Here is a 15,054-nt window from a genome sequence, read left to right as displayed (position 1 = left end):
GGCGTTGACTTTTGGCACGCTGTTGAGTTCTCAAGGAACGGACGCTTCCTTCGTACTCACCCTCTCGGGCTTTCCTCCGGGCGCTTCCCTTCGGTTTTTCCGACTCTATCAGATCTTTTCGATCCGATTTCCTCGGCGCTTTCCAGGTCGACGCTTTCGCGCTTTCCTTTCCGGCGATCCGACTTTATCAGAGATTCTGAGCCGGTTTTCCCGTCCTCACCGGGCGCTGGCGCCCGACGCGTGAAGTCGTCGAGTGCCCGTCCGGGAGGAGTTGCAAACGTACTGGAGCGGGGCGCCCCGATGCAAATCGAGGCGCCCCGCTGCCGGTTCGCTCACGCGCGGTGTCCGACGGTCCGTCAGACCTCGACCACCACCGGCAGGATCATCGGCCGGCGCCGGTAGGTGTCGGAGACCCACTTGCCCAGCGTGCGGCGGATGAGCTGCTGCATCTGGTGGGGTTCGACGACCCCGTCCTGGGCCGAGCGCTCGAGCACCTCGGTGATCCGTGGAGTCACGTCGCCGAACGCGGAGTCCTCGATGCCGGAGCCGCGAGCCTGGATGTGGGGGCCGCCGGTGATCTTGCCGGTGGAGGAGTCCATGACCACGAAGACCGAGATGATGCCCTCGTCGCCGAGGATCTTGCGGTCCTTCAGGGCCGGCTCGCCGACGTCGCCGACGGAGAGGCCGTCGACGTAGACGTAGCCTGCCTGGACCTTGCCGGAGATCTTGGCCTTGCCCTGGACGAGGTCGACGACCACGCCGTCCTCGGCGATGACGATGCGGTCGTGCGGGACGCCGGTGAGGGCGCCCAGTTCGGCGTTGGCGCGCAGGTGGCGCCACTCGCCGTGGACCGGCATCAGGTTCTTCGGGCGGCAGATGTTGTAGAAGTACAGCAGCTCGCCCGCCGAGGCGTGCCCGGAGACGTGCACCTTGGCGTTGCCCTTGTGGACGACGTTGGCGCCCCAGCGGGTCAGTCCGTTGATCACGCGGTAGACCGCGTTCTCGTTGCCGGGGATCAGCGACGACGCCAGGATCACCGTGTCGCCCTCGACGATCCGGATCTGATGGTCGCGGTTGGCCATGCGGGACAGCGCGGCCATCGGCTCGCCCTGGGAGCCCGTGCAGACCAGGACCACCTCGCTGTCGGGGAGGTCGTCGAGCGTCTTGACGTCCACGACCAGGCCCGGCGGGACCTTGAGGTAGCCGAGGTCGCGGGCGATGCCCATGTTGCGCACCATGGAGCGTCCGACGAAGGCGACCCTGCGGCCGTACTCGTGGGCCGCGTCCAGGATCTGCTGGATGCGGTGGACGTGGCTGGCGAAGCTGGCCACGATGATCCGCTTGCGGGCACCGGCGAAGACCTGGCGCAGCACGTTGGAGATGTCGCGCTCGGGCGGGACGAAGCCCGGGACCTCGGCGTTCGTCGAGTCGGAGAGGAGGAGGTCGATGCCCTCCTCGCTGAGCCGGGCGAACGCGTGCAGGTCGGTGAGGCGGCGGTCCAGCGGGAGCTGGTCCATCTTGAAGTCGCCCGTGTGCACCGCCATGCCGGCGGGCGTGCGGATGGCCACGGCGAGCGCGTCCGGGATGGAGTGGTTGACCGCCACGAACTCGCAGTCGAAGGGGCCGATGCGCTCGCGCTGCCCCTCCGCGACCTGCAGGGTGTACGGGCGGATGCGGTGCTCCTGGAGCTTGGCCTCGATGAGGGCGAGGGTCAGCTTGGAGCCGATCAGCGGGATGTCCGGCTTCTCGCGCAGGAGGTAGGGGACGCCGCCGATGTGGTCCTCGTGGCCGTGGGTGAGGACGATGCCCTCGATGTCGTCGAGACGGTCCCGGATGGACGAGAAGTCGGGCAGGATCAGGTCGATTCCGGGCTGCTCCTCCTCGGGGAAGAGCACTCCGCAGTCGACGATCAGCAGGCGGCCTCCGTACTCGAAGACCGTCATGTTGCGGCCGATCTCGCCGAGGCCACCGAGCGGGGTGACCCGCAGGCCGCCTTCGGCCAGCGGCGGGGGCGGACCGAGTTCAGGATGCGGATGACTCAAAAGACTCTCCTCACCACGCGCGCCACGTACCGGTCGGGCACGTGGCGCGCGTGACGTTCGTGCAACAGCAGTTGTCGTGAAGGGGCGCGGGCACCGGTGGCCCGCGTATTCAGTTGTGGAGTCCGTCTGCGCGCCCGGGCGCGCGAAGTCTGATTACTGAAGTTGTACCCCGCCCGCGGCAAGATCGATCTTGAGCTGCTCGATCTCCTCGGGCGTGCACTCGGCCATGGGGGCGCGCAGGGGGCCCGCGGGGAGGCCCTTGAGCGCGAGCGCCGCCTTGGTGGTCATGACGCCCTGGGTGCGGAACATGCCCGTGTAGACGGGGAGCAGCTTCTGGTGGATCTCCGTGGCCTTCTGGACGTCGCCGGAGGTGTACGCCTCGACCAGGGCGCGCAGCTCGGGGGTGACGAGGTGGCCGACGACGGAGACGAAGCCGACCGCGCCGATGGAGAGCAGCGGCAGGTTGAGCATGTCGTCGCCGGAGTACCAGGCGAGTCCCGAGCGGGCGATGGCCCAGCCCGCGCGGCCGAGGTCGCCCTTGGCGTCCTTGTTGGCGACGATGCGGGGGTGCTCGGCGAGGCGGACGATCGTCTCGGTGCTGATCGGCACGCCGCTGCGGCCCGGGATGTCGTAGAGCATGACGGGCAGTCCGGCGGCGTCGGCGACGGCCGTGAAGTGCCGGTACAGGCCCTCCTGCGGGGGCTTGTTGTAGTACGGCGTGACGACGAGCAGTCCGTGGGCGCCGGCGCGCTCCGCGGCGCGGGCCAGTTCCATGCTGTGGTGGGTGTCGTTGGTGCCGACACCGGCCACGACGTGGGCGCGGTCGCCGACCGCCGCCACGATGGCCCGTACGAGATCCGCTTTCTCCGCGTCGCTGGTGGTGGGGGACTCGCCGGTGGTGCCGTTGACGATCAGGCCGTCGTTGCCTGCGTCCACCAGGTGGGTGGCGAGCCGCTGTGCGCCGTCGAGGTCGAGTGCGCCGTCCGCCGTGAAGGGCGTGACCATGGCGGTGAGGACCCGCCCGAAGGGGGTCTGCGGAGTCGAGGTCGGAGCCATGGGTTACACGCTACTCGTTGCTCAGGCCGGGGTCTTCCCTCGGGGGAGGCGGCAGGGGCTGCGGAGGGGGACCCGGCACTGCCCGCTCGGGGGTTCAGGCAGTGCCGGGTCCGTTTGATCAGGCTAGATGAACTTCGCGAAATGCCGCAATACGGACGCTTCGTGCGGCTGACCCGTACATCGTGCTCGCCTGCCGCGCGGGACGCGGAGGACGCCCGTTACGGGGCGACGCGCCCGTTGGCGTTGAAGGCGGCGTAGGTCAGCGGCATCAGGCGGGCCCACTCGGCCTCCATCTTCTCGCCGGCCATCTCGATCTCCCGCTGCGGGAAGGACGGCACCTTGGCCAGCTCGTGCTGGGTGCGCAGACCGAGGAAGTGCATCAGCGAGCGGGCGTTGCACGTGGCGTACATCGACGAGTACAGGCCGACGGGGAGCACCGAGCGGGCGACCTCGCGGGCCACGCCGGCGGCCAGCATCTTCTGGTACGCCTCGTAGGACTGCCGGTACGAGTCCTCCATGGCGCGTCCGACGAGGTCCTGCTGTTCCGCGGTGCCCTCGACGAAGCGGTACTTGCCGGGGCGGCCCTCCTGGACGAGCTTGCGGTCCGCGTCCGGGACGTAGAAGACGGGCTGGAGCTCCCGGTAGCGGCCCGACTCCTCGTTGTACGACCAGCCGACCCGGTGCCGCATGAACTCGCGGAAGACGAAGATCGGGGCGCTGATGAAGAAGGTCATCGAGTTGTGCTCGAAGGGGCTGCCGTGCCGGTCCCGCATCAGGTAGTTGATCAGGCCCTTGGACCGCTCGGGGTCCTTCTGCAGCTCGTCCAGGGACTGCTCGCCGACGGTCGAGACGCGGGCGGCGAACAGCACATCGGCGTCGGACGCGGTGTGCTTCACCAGCTCGACGGTCACATCGCTGCGGAAGGTGGGCTTGAGGTCGTCGGCAGGGGTGTCGGTCACGGCGCGGGAGGTCCTTCCATCACTTCTCGGGGCGGCGCCCACTCTACGGCGCTGCGGGAGCGCCGTACGGACCCCCGAGGGTGGTGACCGGTGACACAGATCGATAGCCTCACCGGGCACAGCCCCTGCATGGATCGAGTGAGGACCACCGTGCCCCTGCCCTTCCTGACGGCCGATCGCGCCTTCGACACGGCGGACGACATCGCGCTGCCGTACGACGACCGGGACCGCTGGCGGCGTCCCTACCGGCCCGGCCCCTGGCGGGTGGGGGCGGGGGCGGTCCTGCTACTGCTCGCCTCGTTCGTGCTGTTCGCCGCCGTGATCATCGCGGCGACGGCCACGCCCGCGTCGGCCGCCGCCGTGTTCGCGTTCGCGCTGGTCCTCGTGGCGGCCGCGCTGCGGCTGCTGCGCATGGGCGTGTGGGTGAGCGCCCGCGGGCTGCGTCACGTGGCGTTCGTCAGCACCCGGACGACCGCCTGGGACCAAGTGGTCTCGGTGCGCACGGTGCAACAGCCGGTGCGCTGGCTGGGGCTGCCCCGGACCGTGCAGGGGCAGGCGTTGGTCATGAGCCTGCGGGGCCGCTCGCGGGAGACGCCGGCGCCGCTGCTCACCTCGCACAACGCGGACTTCCTGGGGCGCGACCCGCTGGCCTTCGACCGCGCGGCCGACACGGTCGAGGCGTGGGCGGACGAGTACGGGCGCTCCTGACGCCTGCCCGCGCGCTCAGGAGACGGTCTTGCGCAGGGCGATGGCCCGCTGCATCGCCTTGCGGGCGCGCGGGGTGTCCCGGGCGTCGTGGTAGGCCACGGCGAGCCGGAACCAGCTGCGCCAGTCGTCGGGCGCGTCCTCCGTCTCGGCCTTGCGGAGCGCGAAGACCTCGTCGGCGGACTCCCGGTCGATACGGCCGCTGGGCAGCCGCCTGAGGTTGTCGACGGGCAGGCCGCCCTCGGCGTCCAGCTCGGCGGCGAGCCGGTTGGCGTCCCGGACGAACTGGGTGTTCTTCCAGAGGAACCACACGCCGATGACCGGCAGGATCAGCACGGCCACCCCCAGGGTGACCGTGAGGAGCGTGCCGGCCTTGATGAGCAGCACGCCACGGCTGCCGACCAGGACGAAGTAGACGACCAGGACGGCGGCCGTGAGGGCGTAGGAGATCTTCGCGCGCATGAGGGTGGGACCGGCTCAGTTCAGGTCGAGGAAGTGTTCCAGGCCGAAGGTGAGGCCGGGGGCGCTCACCACGCGGCGGACGCCGAGCAGGATGCCCGGCATGAAGCTGCTGTGGTGCAGGGAGTCGTGGCGGACGGTGAGGGTCTCGCCCTCGGCGCCCAGCAGGACCTCCTGGTGGGCGAGGAGGCCGCGCAGCCGGACCGCGTGCACCGGGACCCCGTCGACGTCGGCGCCGCGGGCGCCGTCGAGGGCGGTGGTCGTGGCGTCCGGGGCGGGGGCGCTGCCGGCCTGGCGGCGGGCCTCGGCGACGAGCTGGGCGGTGCGCGTGGCGGTGCCGCTGGGGGCGTCCACCTTGTTGGGGTGGTGCAGCTCCACGACCTCGACGGACTCGAAGTACGGGGCGGCGATCTGGGCGAACTTCATGGTCAGCACGGCGCCGATGGAGAAGTTCGGGGCGATGAGCACGCCCGTCCCCGGGGCCTGGTCGAGCCATCCCCTGAGCTGCGCGAGACGGTCGTCGGTCCAGCCGGTGGTGCCGACCACCGCGTGGATGCCGTGACGCACGCAGAAGTCGAGGTTGCCCATGACCGAGGCGGGGGTGGTCAGCTCGACGGCGACCTGGGCGCCGGTCTCGGCGAGGGTCTCGAGCTTGTCGCCCCGGCCGAGGGCGACGACCAGTTCCATGTCCTCGGCGGCCTCGACCGCCCGTACCGCCTCGGAGCCGATCCGGCCCTTGGCGCCGAGGACCGCCACGCGCAGCTTGCTCATGTCTGTTGCTTCCTTACCGGGTGTGGTGCCGGGGTGGGTCAGGCGACGGCCTCGGCCAGCCGGGCCGCCTGCTTGTCCTTCAGCGGGCCGATGACCGACAGGGAGGGCCGCCGTCCCAGGATGTCCCGGGCGACCGAGCGCACGTCGTCCGGGGTGACCGAGGCTATCCGGGCCAGCATGTCGTCGACCGACATCTGCTCGCCCCAGCACAGCTCGCTCTTGCCGATACGGTTCATCAGCGCGCCGGTGTCCTCGAGGCCGAGGACGGTGGAGCCCCTGAGCTGGCCGATGGCGCGCTCGATCTCGTCGTCGGGCAGGCCGTGCTCGGCGACGTGGTCGAGTTCGTCACGGCAGATCTTCAGCACGTCGTGCACCTGGGAGGGCCTGCAGCCCGCGTACACGCCGAACAGGCCGCAGTCGGCGAACCCGGAGGTGTACGAGTACACGCTGTAGGCCAGGCCGCGCTTCTCGCGGACCTCCTGGAACAACCGGGAGGACATGCCGCCGCCGAGGGCGGTGTTCAGCACGCCGAGCGCCCAGCGCCGCTCGTCGGTGCGGGCGAGGCCCGGCATGCCGAGCACGATGTGGGCCTGCTCCGTCCTGCGGTCGAGCAGCTCGACGCGCCCTGCGGTGCGCAGGGTGCGCCGGCCGCCGCGCGGGGCGATCGGCTGCGCGGCCGGGTCCTTGAGCGCGCCGGCCTTCTCGAAGGCGGCGCGGACCTGGCGGACGACCTTGTCGTGGTCGACGTTGCCCGCGCAGGCGACCACCAGGTGCGTGGGGTCGTAGTGCTTCCTGTAGAAGCGGCGGATGCGGTCGGCGGTGAGGGCGTTGACCGTGTCGACCGTGCCGAGGACGGGGCGGCCGAGCGGGTTGTCGCCGAACATCGTGTGCGCGAACAGGTCGTGCACGCAGTCGCCCGGGTCGTCCTCGGTCATGGCGATCTCTTCGAGGATGGCGCCGCGCTCGACGTCGACGTCCTCCTCGCGGATCACCGAGCCCGTCAGCATGTCGCACACCACGTCGATGGCGAGCGGCAGGTCGGTGTCGAGCACGCGCGCGTAGTAGCACGTGTACTCCTTGGCCGTGAACGCGTTCATCTCGCCGCCGACGGCGTCGATGGCGGCGGAGATGTCCAGCGCGGAGCGGGTGGCCGTGCCTTTGAAGAGCAGGTGCTCCAGGTAGTGGGTGGCTCCGTTGAGGGCCGGCGTCTCGTCGCGGGAGCCTACGTGGGCCCAGATGCCGAAGGTCGCCGAGCGGACCGAGGGCAGGGTCTCGGTGACGATGCGCAGTCCGCCCGGAAGGGTGGTCCTGCGGACCGTGCCGATGCCGTTCTCGCCCTTGATGAGGGTTTGGGTACGGGCGACGGCCCGCGCCTCCGAGGAGGTGCGGGCCGTCGCCTTGGCGCTACGGGACGTCACTTGTCGGCGTCGTCCTTCTTGTCGTCGTCGGAAGCGCCCGCGGCGGAGTCGCTGTCGGTCTCGCCCTCGATCACGGGGATCAGGGAGAGCTTGCCGCGGGAGTCGATCTCGGCGATCTCGACCTGGACCTTGTGGCCCACGCCGAGGACGTCCTCGACGTTCTCCACGCGCTTGCCGCCGGCCAGCTTGCGGATCTGCGAGATGTGCAGCAGACCGTCCTTGCCGGGCAGCAGGGAGACGAACGCGCCGAAGGTGGTGGTCTTCACGACCGTGCCCAGGTAGCGCTCGCCGACCTCGGGCATCGTCGGGTTGGCGATGCCGTTGATCGTGGCGCGGGCGGCCTCGGCGGCCGGGCCGTCGGCGGCGCCGATGTAGATGGTGCCGTCGTCCTCGATGGTGATCTCGGCGCCGGTGTCCTCCTGGATCTGGTTGATCATCTTGCCCTTGGGGCCGATGACCTCGCCGATCTTGTCGACCGGGATCTTCACGGTGATGATCCGCGGCGCGTTCGGGGACATCTCGTCCGGCGTGTCGATCGCTTCCATCATCACGTCGAGGATGTGGAGGCGGGCGTCACGGGCCTGCTTGAGGGCGGCGGCCAGGACGGAGGCCGGGATGCCGTCCAGCTTGGTGTCGAGCTGGAGGGCGGTCACGAACTCCTTGGTGCCGGCGACCTTGAAGTCCATGTCGCCGAAGGCGTCCTCCGCACCGAGGATGTCGGTGAGGGTGACGTAGTGCGTCTCGCCCTCGATCTCCTGGGAGATCAGGCCCATGGCGATACCGGCGACGGGGGCCTTCAGCGGCACACCGGCGTTCAGCAGCGACATGGTGGAGGCGCAGACGGAGCCCATGGACGTCGAGCCGTTGGAGCCGAGGGCCTCGGACACCTGGCGGATCGCGTAGGGGAACTCCTCGCGCGTCGGCAGCACGGGCACGATGGCGCGCTCGGCGAGGGCGCCGTGGCCGATCTCGCGGCGCTTGGGGGAGCCCACGCGGCCGGTCTCGCCGACGGAGTACGGCGGGAAGTTGTAGTTGTGCATGTAGCGCTTGCGGGTCACCGGGGAGAGGGTGTCCAGCTGCTGCTCCATGCGCAGCATGTTCAGCGTGGTGACGCCCAGGATCTGGGTCTCGCCGCGCTCGAACAGCGCGGAGCCGTGCACGCGCGGGATGGCCTCGACCTCGGCGGCCAGGGTGCGGATGTCGGTCAGACCGCGGCCGTCGATGCGCTTCTTCTCCTTGATGACGCGCTCGCGGACCAGGGACTTGGTCAGCGCGCGGTACGCGGCGGAGATCTCCTTCTCGCGGCCCTCGAACTCCGGCAGGAGCTTCTCGGCGGCGAGCTGCTTGACGCGGTCCAGCTCGGCCTCGCGCTCCTGCTTGCCGGCGATGGTCAGCGCCTGGGCCAGCTCGGGCTTCACGGCGGCGGTCAGCGCCTCGAGGACGTCGTCCTGGTAGTCCAGGAAGATCGGGAACTCGCCGGTCGGCTTGGCGGCCTTCGCGGCGAGGTCGGCCTGGGCCTTGCAGAGCACCTTGATGAAGGGCTTCGCGGCGTCCAGACCGGCGGCGACGACCTCCTCGGTCGGCGCCTCGGCGCCGCCCTCGACGAGCTTGATCGTCTTCTCGGTGGCCTCGGCCTCGACCATCATGATCGCGACGTCGCCGTCCTCCAGGACACGGCCCGCGACGACCATGTCGAAGACGGCGTCCTCGAGCTCGGTGTGCGTCGGGAAGGCGACCCACTGGCCGCGGATCAGCGCGACGCGGACGCCGCCGATCGGGCCGGAGAAGGGCAGGCCGGCCAGCTGCGTGGACGCGGAGGCGGCGTTGATCGCCACGACGTCGTACAGGTGGTCGGGGTTGAGCGCCATGATGGTGGCGACGACCTGGATCTCGTTGCGCAGGCCCTTCTTGAAGGACGGGCGCAGCGGGCGGTCGATCAGGCGGCAGGTGAGGATGGCGTCCTCGGAGGGACGGCCCTCACGGCGGAAGAACGAGCCGGGGATCTTCCCGGCCGCGTACATCCGCTCCTCGACGTCCACCGTGAGGGGGAAGAAGTCGAGCTGGTCCTTGGGGTTCTTGGAAGCGGTGGTGGCCGACAGCACCATGGTGTCGTCGTCCAGGTACGCCACGGCGGAGCCGGCGGCCTGCTTGGCGAGGCGGCCCGTCTCGAAGCGGATGGTGCGGGTGCCGAAGGAGCCGTTGTCGATGACGGCCTCGGCGTAGTGGGTCTCGTTCTCCACCAGCGTTTTCTCCGTTACTTGTCGTCTTTCGTCCCGTTCGCCCGTGTGGCGAGGGGACGGGGCGGAGAAGCGCTCCACTGGTGCGGGCCGGTCTTCGATCGAAGCACCCGGGGTTCACTCTCCCGGGGGCCACTACCGAGGACCGGCGGCGGCGAGGTGCGCTTCCCCTCGTAAGGGGGACGTCGGGTGACGTCCGGTGTGATGTCCGTGGATCGCATACCCGATGCGGCGCGGGTCATCACACTGAGTCGTAGTTCTTGCGTTGTGCTACCACACTACAAAGGCGGGGTGACACTCCGCACGTACAGCAAAGGGAGCGGCCCCCTTGTCCCAGGGAACCGCTCCCTTCACGGCGTCTTACTTGGCGCCCGCCGCACCGCGGCGGATGCCGAGGCGCTCGACCAGCGCACGGAAGCGCTGGATGTCCTTCTTGGCGAGGTACTGCAGCAGCCGGCGGCGCTGACCGACGAGGATCAGCAGGCCACGGCGGGAGTGGTGGTCGTGCTTGTGGGTCTTCAGGTGCTCCGTCAGGTCGGAGATCCGACGGGACAGCAGAGCGACCTGGACCTCGGGGGAGCCGGTGTCACCCTCCTTGGTGCCGAACTCGGAGATGATCTGCTTCTTCACTGCGGCGTCGAGCGACACGCGTACTCCTCGTGATCTGTGAGTGGCCACCGAGTGCCCCCGGTCTGCGTCTCGGGGGGTCTTCCACGACTCGGAAGGCGGGGATCCGCTGGGCGCGGCCTCCAGAGCGGACGGCTCCGGGGGTGCGTACACAAACGGCCATCGCCCAGAGTACCAGGTGGCGGCGGGCGTCTTTCCTCCGGTCCGTCGAACCCGCGAGGAGGGACGGGGCGGGCCACTAGGGTGAGCGCTCGGATCGATCGTACGTCGGGAAGGGGTCGCTGGGGCATGGCGGAGACGGCTGAGGAGATCAAGGCGCGCAAGGAGCGGGAGAAGAACGAGCTCTACGCCCTCGACATCTCCGGTGTCGAGTGGCACGGCGCGCCGGGCACGGAGGAGCACGAGGAGCGGGTGGAGATCGCGTACCTGCCCGGCGGCGCCGTGGCCATGCGGTCCTCCCTCGACCCGGACACCGTGCTGCGGTACACGGAGGCGGAGTGGCGCGCGTTCGTGCTGGGCGCGCGCGACGGGGAGTTCGACCTGGAGCCGGCGGAGGGCGACGCGCAGGCGTAGGCGTTCGAAGGTGCGGCGCCCGGGGGAGGCCCGTCGGGCGCCGCACCTCGTCCACCGTCGAAGAGAACGGGGACGGGGCGCGACGCCTGGGCGTCAGGGCCGGTGCCGCCGTTCCGTGCGCCGTCGGTCTCACGACGGGGGACGGCACATGGCGGCGCATCGATGCCTGCGGGCGGATCGGGCCAGCCGCGCGGACGTGCGGCGGCACGAGCGCGTGCCCGCCGCTCCGGGAGCGGCCCACCGGTCCGACTCGAGCCGCGCGGAGCTCGGGGGTGCCATCGAGCGAGCGGCAACCGGCCCCCGTCGCGACCGGCCTTCCCTCACCTAGGCCCAGGCCCAGTCTCAGGCGATGAAGGACGTTCCAGTCCTTTTCCGCCGCATCCGACGCCTGTGCGGTCCTGCGCGAGGCGGTGCGGGAGTTGCCCCGTGTTCCTCGGCCAGCAAGGTCAACACGGTTTCGTGTCGCAGGACTTGCTCCACATCTCCCCGCAACGGCAGGAGAACGCACCGCGGACACCGGACCGAGGCGGCGGTCCCGCTGGACGTGACGGAGTGGTCGGACACCGGGCCGAGGGCGGGCCTCCCGAGGTGACGGTCGTGGTGATTAGGCTGGTACCCGGTGTGACGCCAGAACCCGTCGTACGGGTACGGGCGTCCTGACGGGGAGGGCAGATGGTCGCCCCCAGCACGGCACGAGGGTGCTCGACCAATCAGGAGGAACTGTGAGCAGCGATCGGGACGGTACGCACGGGAGCTGGGCGACCCCCGGCGATGACCAGCCCGACGCGGAGTCCTCCGTCGAGACGACGGGCGAGTTCACCATCGACTACGCGCCGCCGGCCTGGTACACGCAGAACGCCTCGGGGGCGTCTTCCTCGGCCTCGTCGGCCGGTTCCTCCCCTTCTGATTCCGGCAACTCGTCCGGATCTTCCGCGGATTCGGGGAGTTCGGGGGCGTCGGGGACTTCGGGAGGTTCTTCCTCGCCGTCCGGCGGGTCCGGTACGTCCTCCTCGCCGACGGGTGCTTCCGGTGGGCCGATTCCGCCGCTGCCGGGGCTGACCCCGCCGCCGCACGCCGTGGGGGCCTCCGGGCCGTCCGCCCTGCCGACCCCTCCGGCGCCGGGGGCGCCTTTCACTCCGCCCGCGCCCGCACCCGCTCCGGGCGCCCCGTTCACGCCTCCCCCGCCGCCCTCCGGTGGGCCCGTCGCCGTGCCCCGGCTGCCGGTGGGGAGCGGGTTCGAGCCGCAGCAGCCGGAGCCGGACGCGCAGGGGAAGAAGGAGCCTGAGCGGGAGCCCGAGTCCGACTCGGCCCCGACGGACGCCTCTCCGTCTCCGACTGCCGTGCCGGCCATGCCGGTCGGGCAGCAGCCGTCGCCGCACGGGGAGCCGTCGGACGGGACCGACAAGGGTGACATCGGGAGCGGCGCCACGATCCGTTTCTCCGCCGCCGCGTTGCAGCGGGAGATCGCTGAGCGCGATGCGGCCGCCGAGGCGGAGAAGGAGGAGGCCGGCTCCAGCTCCGAGGCCTCGGTCGAGCCGGTCGTGGCGGAGGAGGACACTGCCGATGCTTTGCCAGGGACGAACGACGACACGGGTGTCGACGAGGCCGACGCCGGCGACGAGGACAGTCTCGACGCCGACTCCTTCGGCCCCCACGACGTCGACGAGCGCGACGACGAGGGCGCCGAGAGCGCTGCCGCCGCCGTGGAAGAGGACGAGTCCGCTGAATCGGACGCGGCCTCGGTGGCTGACGTAGAGGGTGATGTCCCGGCGGCGGCCAAGGACGAGGACCGGCCCGAGGACGCCGTGTCGTCCGACGACGTGGCGGAGCCGGACGACGACGAGCCTGCCGGAGCCGAGCCGGAGGAGGCGGTTCCCGCCGACGCCGACGACCAGGGCAGCGAGCCCGGGGACGCCGTTCCGGGGCCGGTCGACGCGCCTCAGGCGCCTCCGGTTCCGCCTGCCCGCCCGATCGCTCCGCCGTCGGGCGGCGACTGGTCCGTGCAGCCGCCGCAGCCGCAGGCTCCGCAGGGTGGTGCGCCCGCTCCGCAGGCCCCGTTCCAGCCGCAGGCCCCCCAGCCGGCGCCGGCTGCCTGGAACCCCCCGCCGGTTCCCCCGGCGCAGCCGGCAGTGGCGGCCCAGCAGCCGCCGCAGGCTCCGGTCCCGCCCGCGTCCCCGGCCGGATACGGCTTCCCGCCCGCCACGCCCACGCAGCCACCCGCCCAGCCCCAGCCGGGCGCACCCGCCCAGCAGCCCGGATACGGCTTTCCGCAGCCCGCCGTGCCGGGTCAGCAGCAGGCCGAGCCCCCGGCACCGGCTGCCCCGTCGACACCCGCTGCTCAGCAGCCGCCGCAGGCTCCGGTCCCACCCGCGCCCCCGGCCGGATACGGCTTCCCGCCCGCGCAGCCCCAGCCCCAGCCCCAGCCCGAAGCACAGCCCGCACCTCGGCCGGGCGCACCCGCCCAGCAACCCGGGTACGGGTTCCCGCAGCCTCCCGCCCAGCCGCAACCGGGCACGCCCGACCAGCCCGCCGGATACGGGTTCCCGCAGCCCGGCGCCGGTGCTCCGGGCGGGCCCACTCCCCCGGCCCAGCCGGGCGGTTACGGCTTCCCCCAGCAGCCGCCGCACCAGCAGCCCACCCCGCCCGCGCAGCCGCAGCCGCCGCACCAGCAGCCTCAGCAGCCGCACCCTGGTGTCCCGCCGCAGGCACAGCCCCCGCAGCAGCCCGTCGACCCGCGCAGCGGTACCGCCTGGCCGCAGCCCGTGCAGCACGACCAGCGGCAGCCGGTCAACCCCGGTGCCGCGCCGCTCGGTTACACGGCGGCAGTCGAACTGTCGTCGGACCGGCTGCTCAACAGCAAGAAGCAGAAGGCGAAGAGCAGCCGCCCCGCGTCCGGCGGGTCGCGGTTCAAGCTGGGCGGGAAGAAGGAGGAGGCCGAGCGGCAGCGGAAGCTGGAGCTGATCCGCACGCCGGTGCTGTCCTGCTACCGCATCGCCGTCATCAGCCTCAAGGGCGGCGTCGGCAAGACGACCACCACCACCGCCCTCGGCTCCACGCTCGCCAGCGAGCGGCAGGACAAGATCCTGGCGATCGACGCCAACCCGGACGCCGGTACGCTCGGCCGCCGCGTGCGGCGCGAGACCGGGGCCACCATCCGTGACCTCGTCCAGGCGATCCCGTACCTCAACTCCTACATGGACATCCGGCGGTTCACGTCGCAGGCGTCGTCCGGTCTGGAGATCATCGCCAACGACGTCGACCCGGCCGTGTCCACGACGTTCAACGACGAGGACTACCGGCGCGCGATCGACGTGCTCGGCAAGCAGTACCCGATCATCCTCACCGACTCGGGCACCGGCCTGCTGTACTCCGCCATGCGCGGGGTGCTGGACCTCGCCGACCAGCTCATCATCATCTCCACGCCGTCCGTGGACGGTGCGAGCAGTGCCAGCACGACGCTGGACTGGCTGTCGGCACACGGGTACGCGGACCTCGTGTCCCGGTCCCTCACCGTCATCTCCGGCGTGCGCGAGACCGGCAAGATGATCAAGGTCGAGGACATCGTGTCGCACTTCGAGACGCGCTGCCGGGGTGTCATCGTCGTGCCGTTCGACGAGCACCTGGCCGCCGGTGCGGAGGTCGACCTCGACATGATGCGGCCGAAGGTGCGGGAGGCGTACTTCAACCTCGCGGCGATGGTCGCGGAGGACTTCGTCCGGCACCAGCAGTCGCACGGGCTGTGGACGTCCGACGGCAACCCGCCGCCGGTCGCCGCGCCGCCCCTGCCGGGACAGCCGATCCCGGGCCAGCCCATGCCCGGCCAGCCCATGCCTGGTCAGCCGGTTCCGGGCCAACCCGTGCCCGGACAGCCCGCCCCGGGACCGTACGGGCCGGGACAGGCCGTCCCCGGCCAGCCGGGGGCGTACCCGCAGCAGCCACAGCACCCGCAGCAGCCCCCACAGGCTCACCCGGGCCAGCCCTATGCCCACCCGAGTCAGCCGGGGCAGCCGGCGCAGCCCCAGGCCCAGCCCGGCCAGCCGCCCGCCCACCCGGGTCACCCCCCGGCGCAGCCGGGCCAGCAGGCCCAGCCCGGTCAGCCCTACCCGCCGGCGCCGGGCCGGCCCCAGCCGTACCCCCCGCAGCCGGGGCAGCCGGGACACCCCGGACCGGCGCAGCAGTAGGGCGCGACCCGGACCACCGCGCCCGT

12 protein-coding genes are annotated in these 15,054 nt (G+C 71.4%); 4 read left to right on the top strand and 8 right to left on the bottom strand.

The annotated features are described in order from the left end of the window. A partial coding sequence (locus ACIQ8B_RS31860; protein ID WP_403551669.1) for a hypothetical protein occupies positions 1 to 244 on the top strand: 244 nt, incomplete at its 5' end. Between the two features lie 112 nt (positions 245 to 356). Here the strand turns inward: ACIQ8B_RS31860 and ACIQ8B_RS31855 are convergent. The 3 genes from ACIQ8B_RS31855 to thyX form a co-directional block, all read right to left on the bottom strand. Then, complete coding sequence (locus tag ACIQ8B_RS31855; protein ID WP_403551667.1) at positions 357 to 2,042, bottom strand: ribonuclease J; 1,686 nt, start codon at positions 2,040 to 2,042, stop codon at positions 357 to 359. A 153-nt stretch (positions 2,043 to 2,195) separates the two neighbouring features. Then, positions 2,196 to 3,098, bottom strand: coding sequence for a 4-hydroxy-tetrahydrodipicolinate synthase (gene dapA / locus ACIQ8B_RS31850; RefSeq protein ID WP_106412157.1), 903 nt, complete (start codon positions 3,096 to 3,098; stop codon positions 2,196 to 2,198). Positions 3,099 to 3,316: 218 nt separating this feature from the next. Continuing rightward, complete coding sequence (thyX, locus tag ACIQ8B_RS31845) at positions 3,317 to 4,057, bottom strand: FAD-dependent thymidylate synthase (RefSeq protein WP_106412158.1); 741 nt, start codon at positions 4,055 to 4,057, stop codon at positions 3,317 to 3,319. A 150-nt stretch (positions 4,058 to 4,207) separates the two neighbouring features. On the opposite strand from thyX, the gene ACIQ8B_RS31840 reads away from it, so the two are divergent. Further along, positions 4,208 to 4,765, top strand: coding sequence for a hypothetical protein (locus tag ACIQ8B_RS31840; protein WP_106412159.1), 558 nt, complete (start codon positions 4,208 to 4,210; stop codon positions 4,763 to 4,765). Between the two features lie 15 nt (positions 4,766 to 4,780). On the opposite strand, the gene ACIQ8B_RS31835 is transcribed toward ACIQ8B_RS31840, so the two are convergent. The 5 genes from ACIQ8B_RS31835 to rpsO all read right to left on the bottom strand — a co-directional run bounded on the left by ACIQ8B_RS31835 (position 4,781) and on the right by rpsO (position 10,295). After that, positions 4,781 to 5,224, bottom strand: coding sequence for a hypothetical protein (locus ACIQ8B_RS31835; protein WP_365422965.1), 444 nt, complete (start codon positions 5,222 to 5,224; stop codon positions 4,781 to 4,783). 15 nt (positions 5,225 to 5,239) lie between these two features. After that, on the bottom strand, positions 5,240 to 5,992 hold the full coding sequence (gene dapB / locus ACIQ8B_RS31830) for a 4-hydroxy-tetrahydrodipicolinate reductase (protein ID WP_403551664.1): 753 nt from the start codon (positions 5,990 to 5,992) through the stop codon (positions 5,240 to 5,242). Between the two features lie 38 nt (positions 5,993 to 6,030). Next, complete coding sequence (locus ACIQ8B_RS31825) at positions 6,031 to 7,410, bottom strand: M16 family metallopeptidase (protein WP_403551661.1); 1,380 nt, start codon at positions 7,408 to 7,410, stop codon at positions 6,031 to 6,033. After that, positions 7,407 to 9,650: a polyribonucleotide nucleotidyltransferase gene (locus tag ACIQ8B_RS31820; RefSeq protein WP_403551659.1), complete on the bottom strand. Its 2,244-nt coding sequence runs from the start codon at positions 9,648 to 9,650 to the stop codon at positions 7,407 to 7,409. Before ACIQ8B_RS31820 ends, ACIQ8B_RS31825 begins: the two co-directional genes overlap by 4 nt. 357 nt (positions 9,651 to 10,007) lie before the next feature. Next, positions 10,008 to 10,295, bottom strand: coding sequence for a 30S ribosomal protein S15 (gene rpsO, locus ACIQ8B_RS31815; protein WP_006130415.1), 288 nt, complete (start codon positions 10,293 to 10,295; stop codon positions 10,008 to 10,010). Positions 10,296 to 10,562: 267 nt separating this feature from the next. Here rpsO and ACIQ8B_RS31810 point away from each other — a divergent pair, with 267 nt between their 5' ends. Further along, entirely contained in the window at positions 10,563 to 10,847 is a 285-nt protein-coding gene (locus ACIQ8B_RS31810; protein ID WP_403551657.1) for a DUF397 domain-containing protein, read from the top strand. Positions 10,848 to 11,569: 722 nt separating this feature from the next. Then, positions 11,570 to 15,028, top strand: coding sequence for an SCO5717 family growth-regulating ATPase (locus tag ACIQ8B_RS31805; protein ID WP_403551655.1), 3,459 nt, complete (start codon positions 11,570 to 11,572; stop codon positions 15,026 to 15,028). Positions 15,029 to 15,054 lie beyond the last annotated feature (26 nt).

It is taken from the genome of Streptomyces sp. NPDC096105, assembly GCF_044763335.1.
Classification (GTDB): domain Bacteria; phylum Actinomycetota; class Actinomycetes; order Streptomycetales; family Streptomycetaceae; genus Streptomyces.
Note: the sequence above shows the minus strand (reverse complement) of the source record. Positions and strands in the feature narration are given on the sequence as shown.

Excerpts from the sequence above, each read along its gene's own strand:
- dapA (WP_106412157.1), bottom strand. The coding sequence starts at position 3,098 with ATGGCTCCGACCTCGACTCCGCAGACCCCCTTCGGGCGGGTCCTCACC.
- ACIQ8B_RS31835 (WP_365422965.1), bottom strand. The coding sequence starts at position 5,224 with ATGCGCGCGAAGATCTCCTACGCCCTCACGGCCGCCGTCCTGGTCGTC.
- dapB (WP_403551664.1), bottom strand. The coding sequence starts at position 5,992 with ATGAGCAAGCTGCGCGTGGCGGTCCTCGGCGCCAAGGGCCGGATCGGC.
- ACIQ8B_RS31810 (WP_403551657.1), top strand. The coding sequence starts at position 10,563 with ATGGCGGAGACGGCTGAGGAGATCAAGGCGCGCAAGGAGCGGGAGAAG.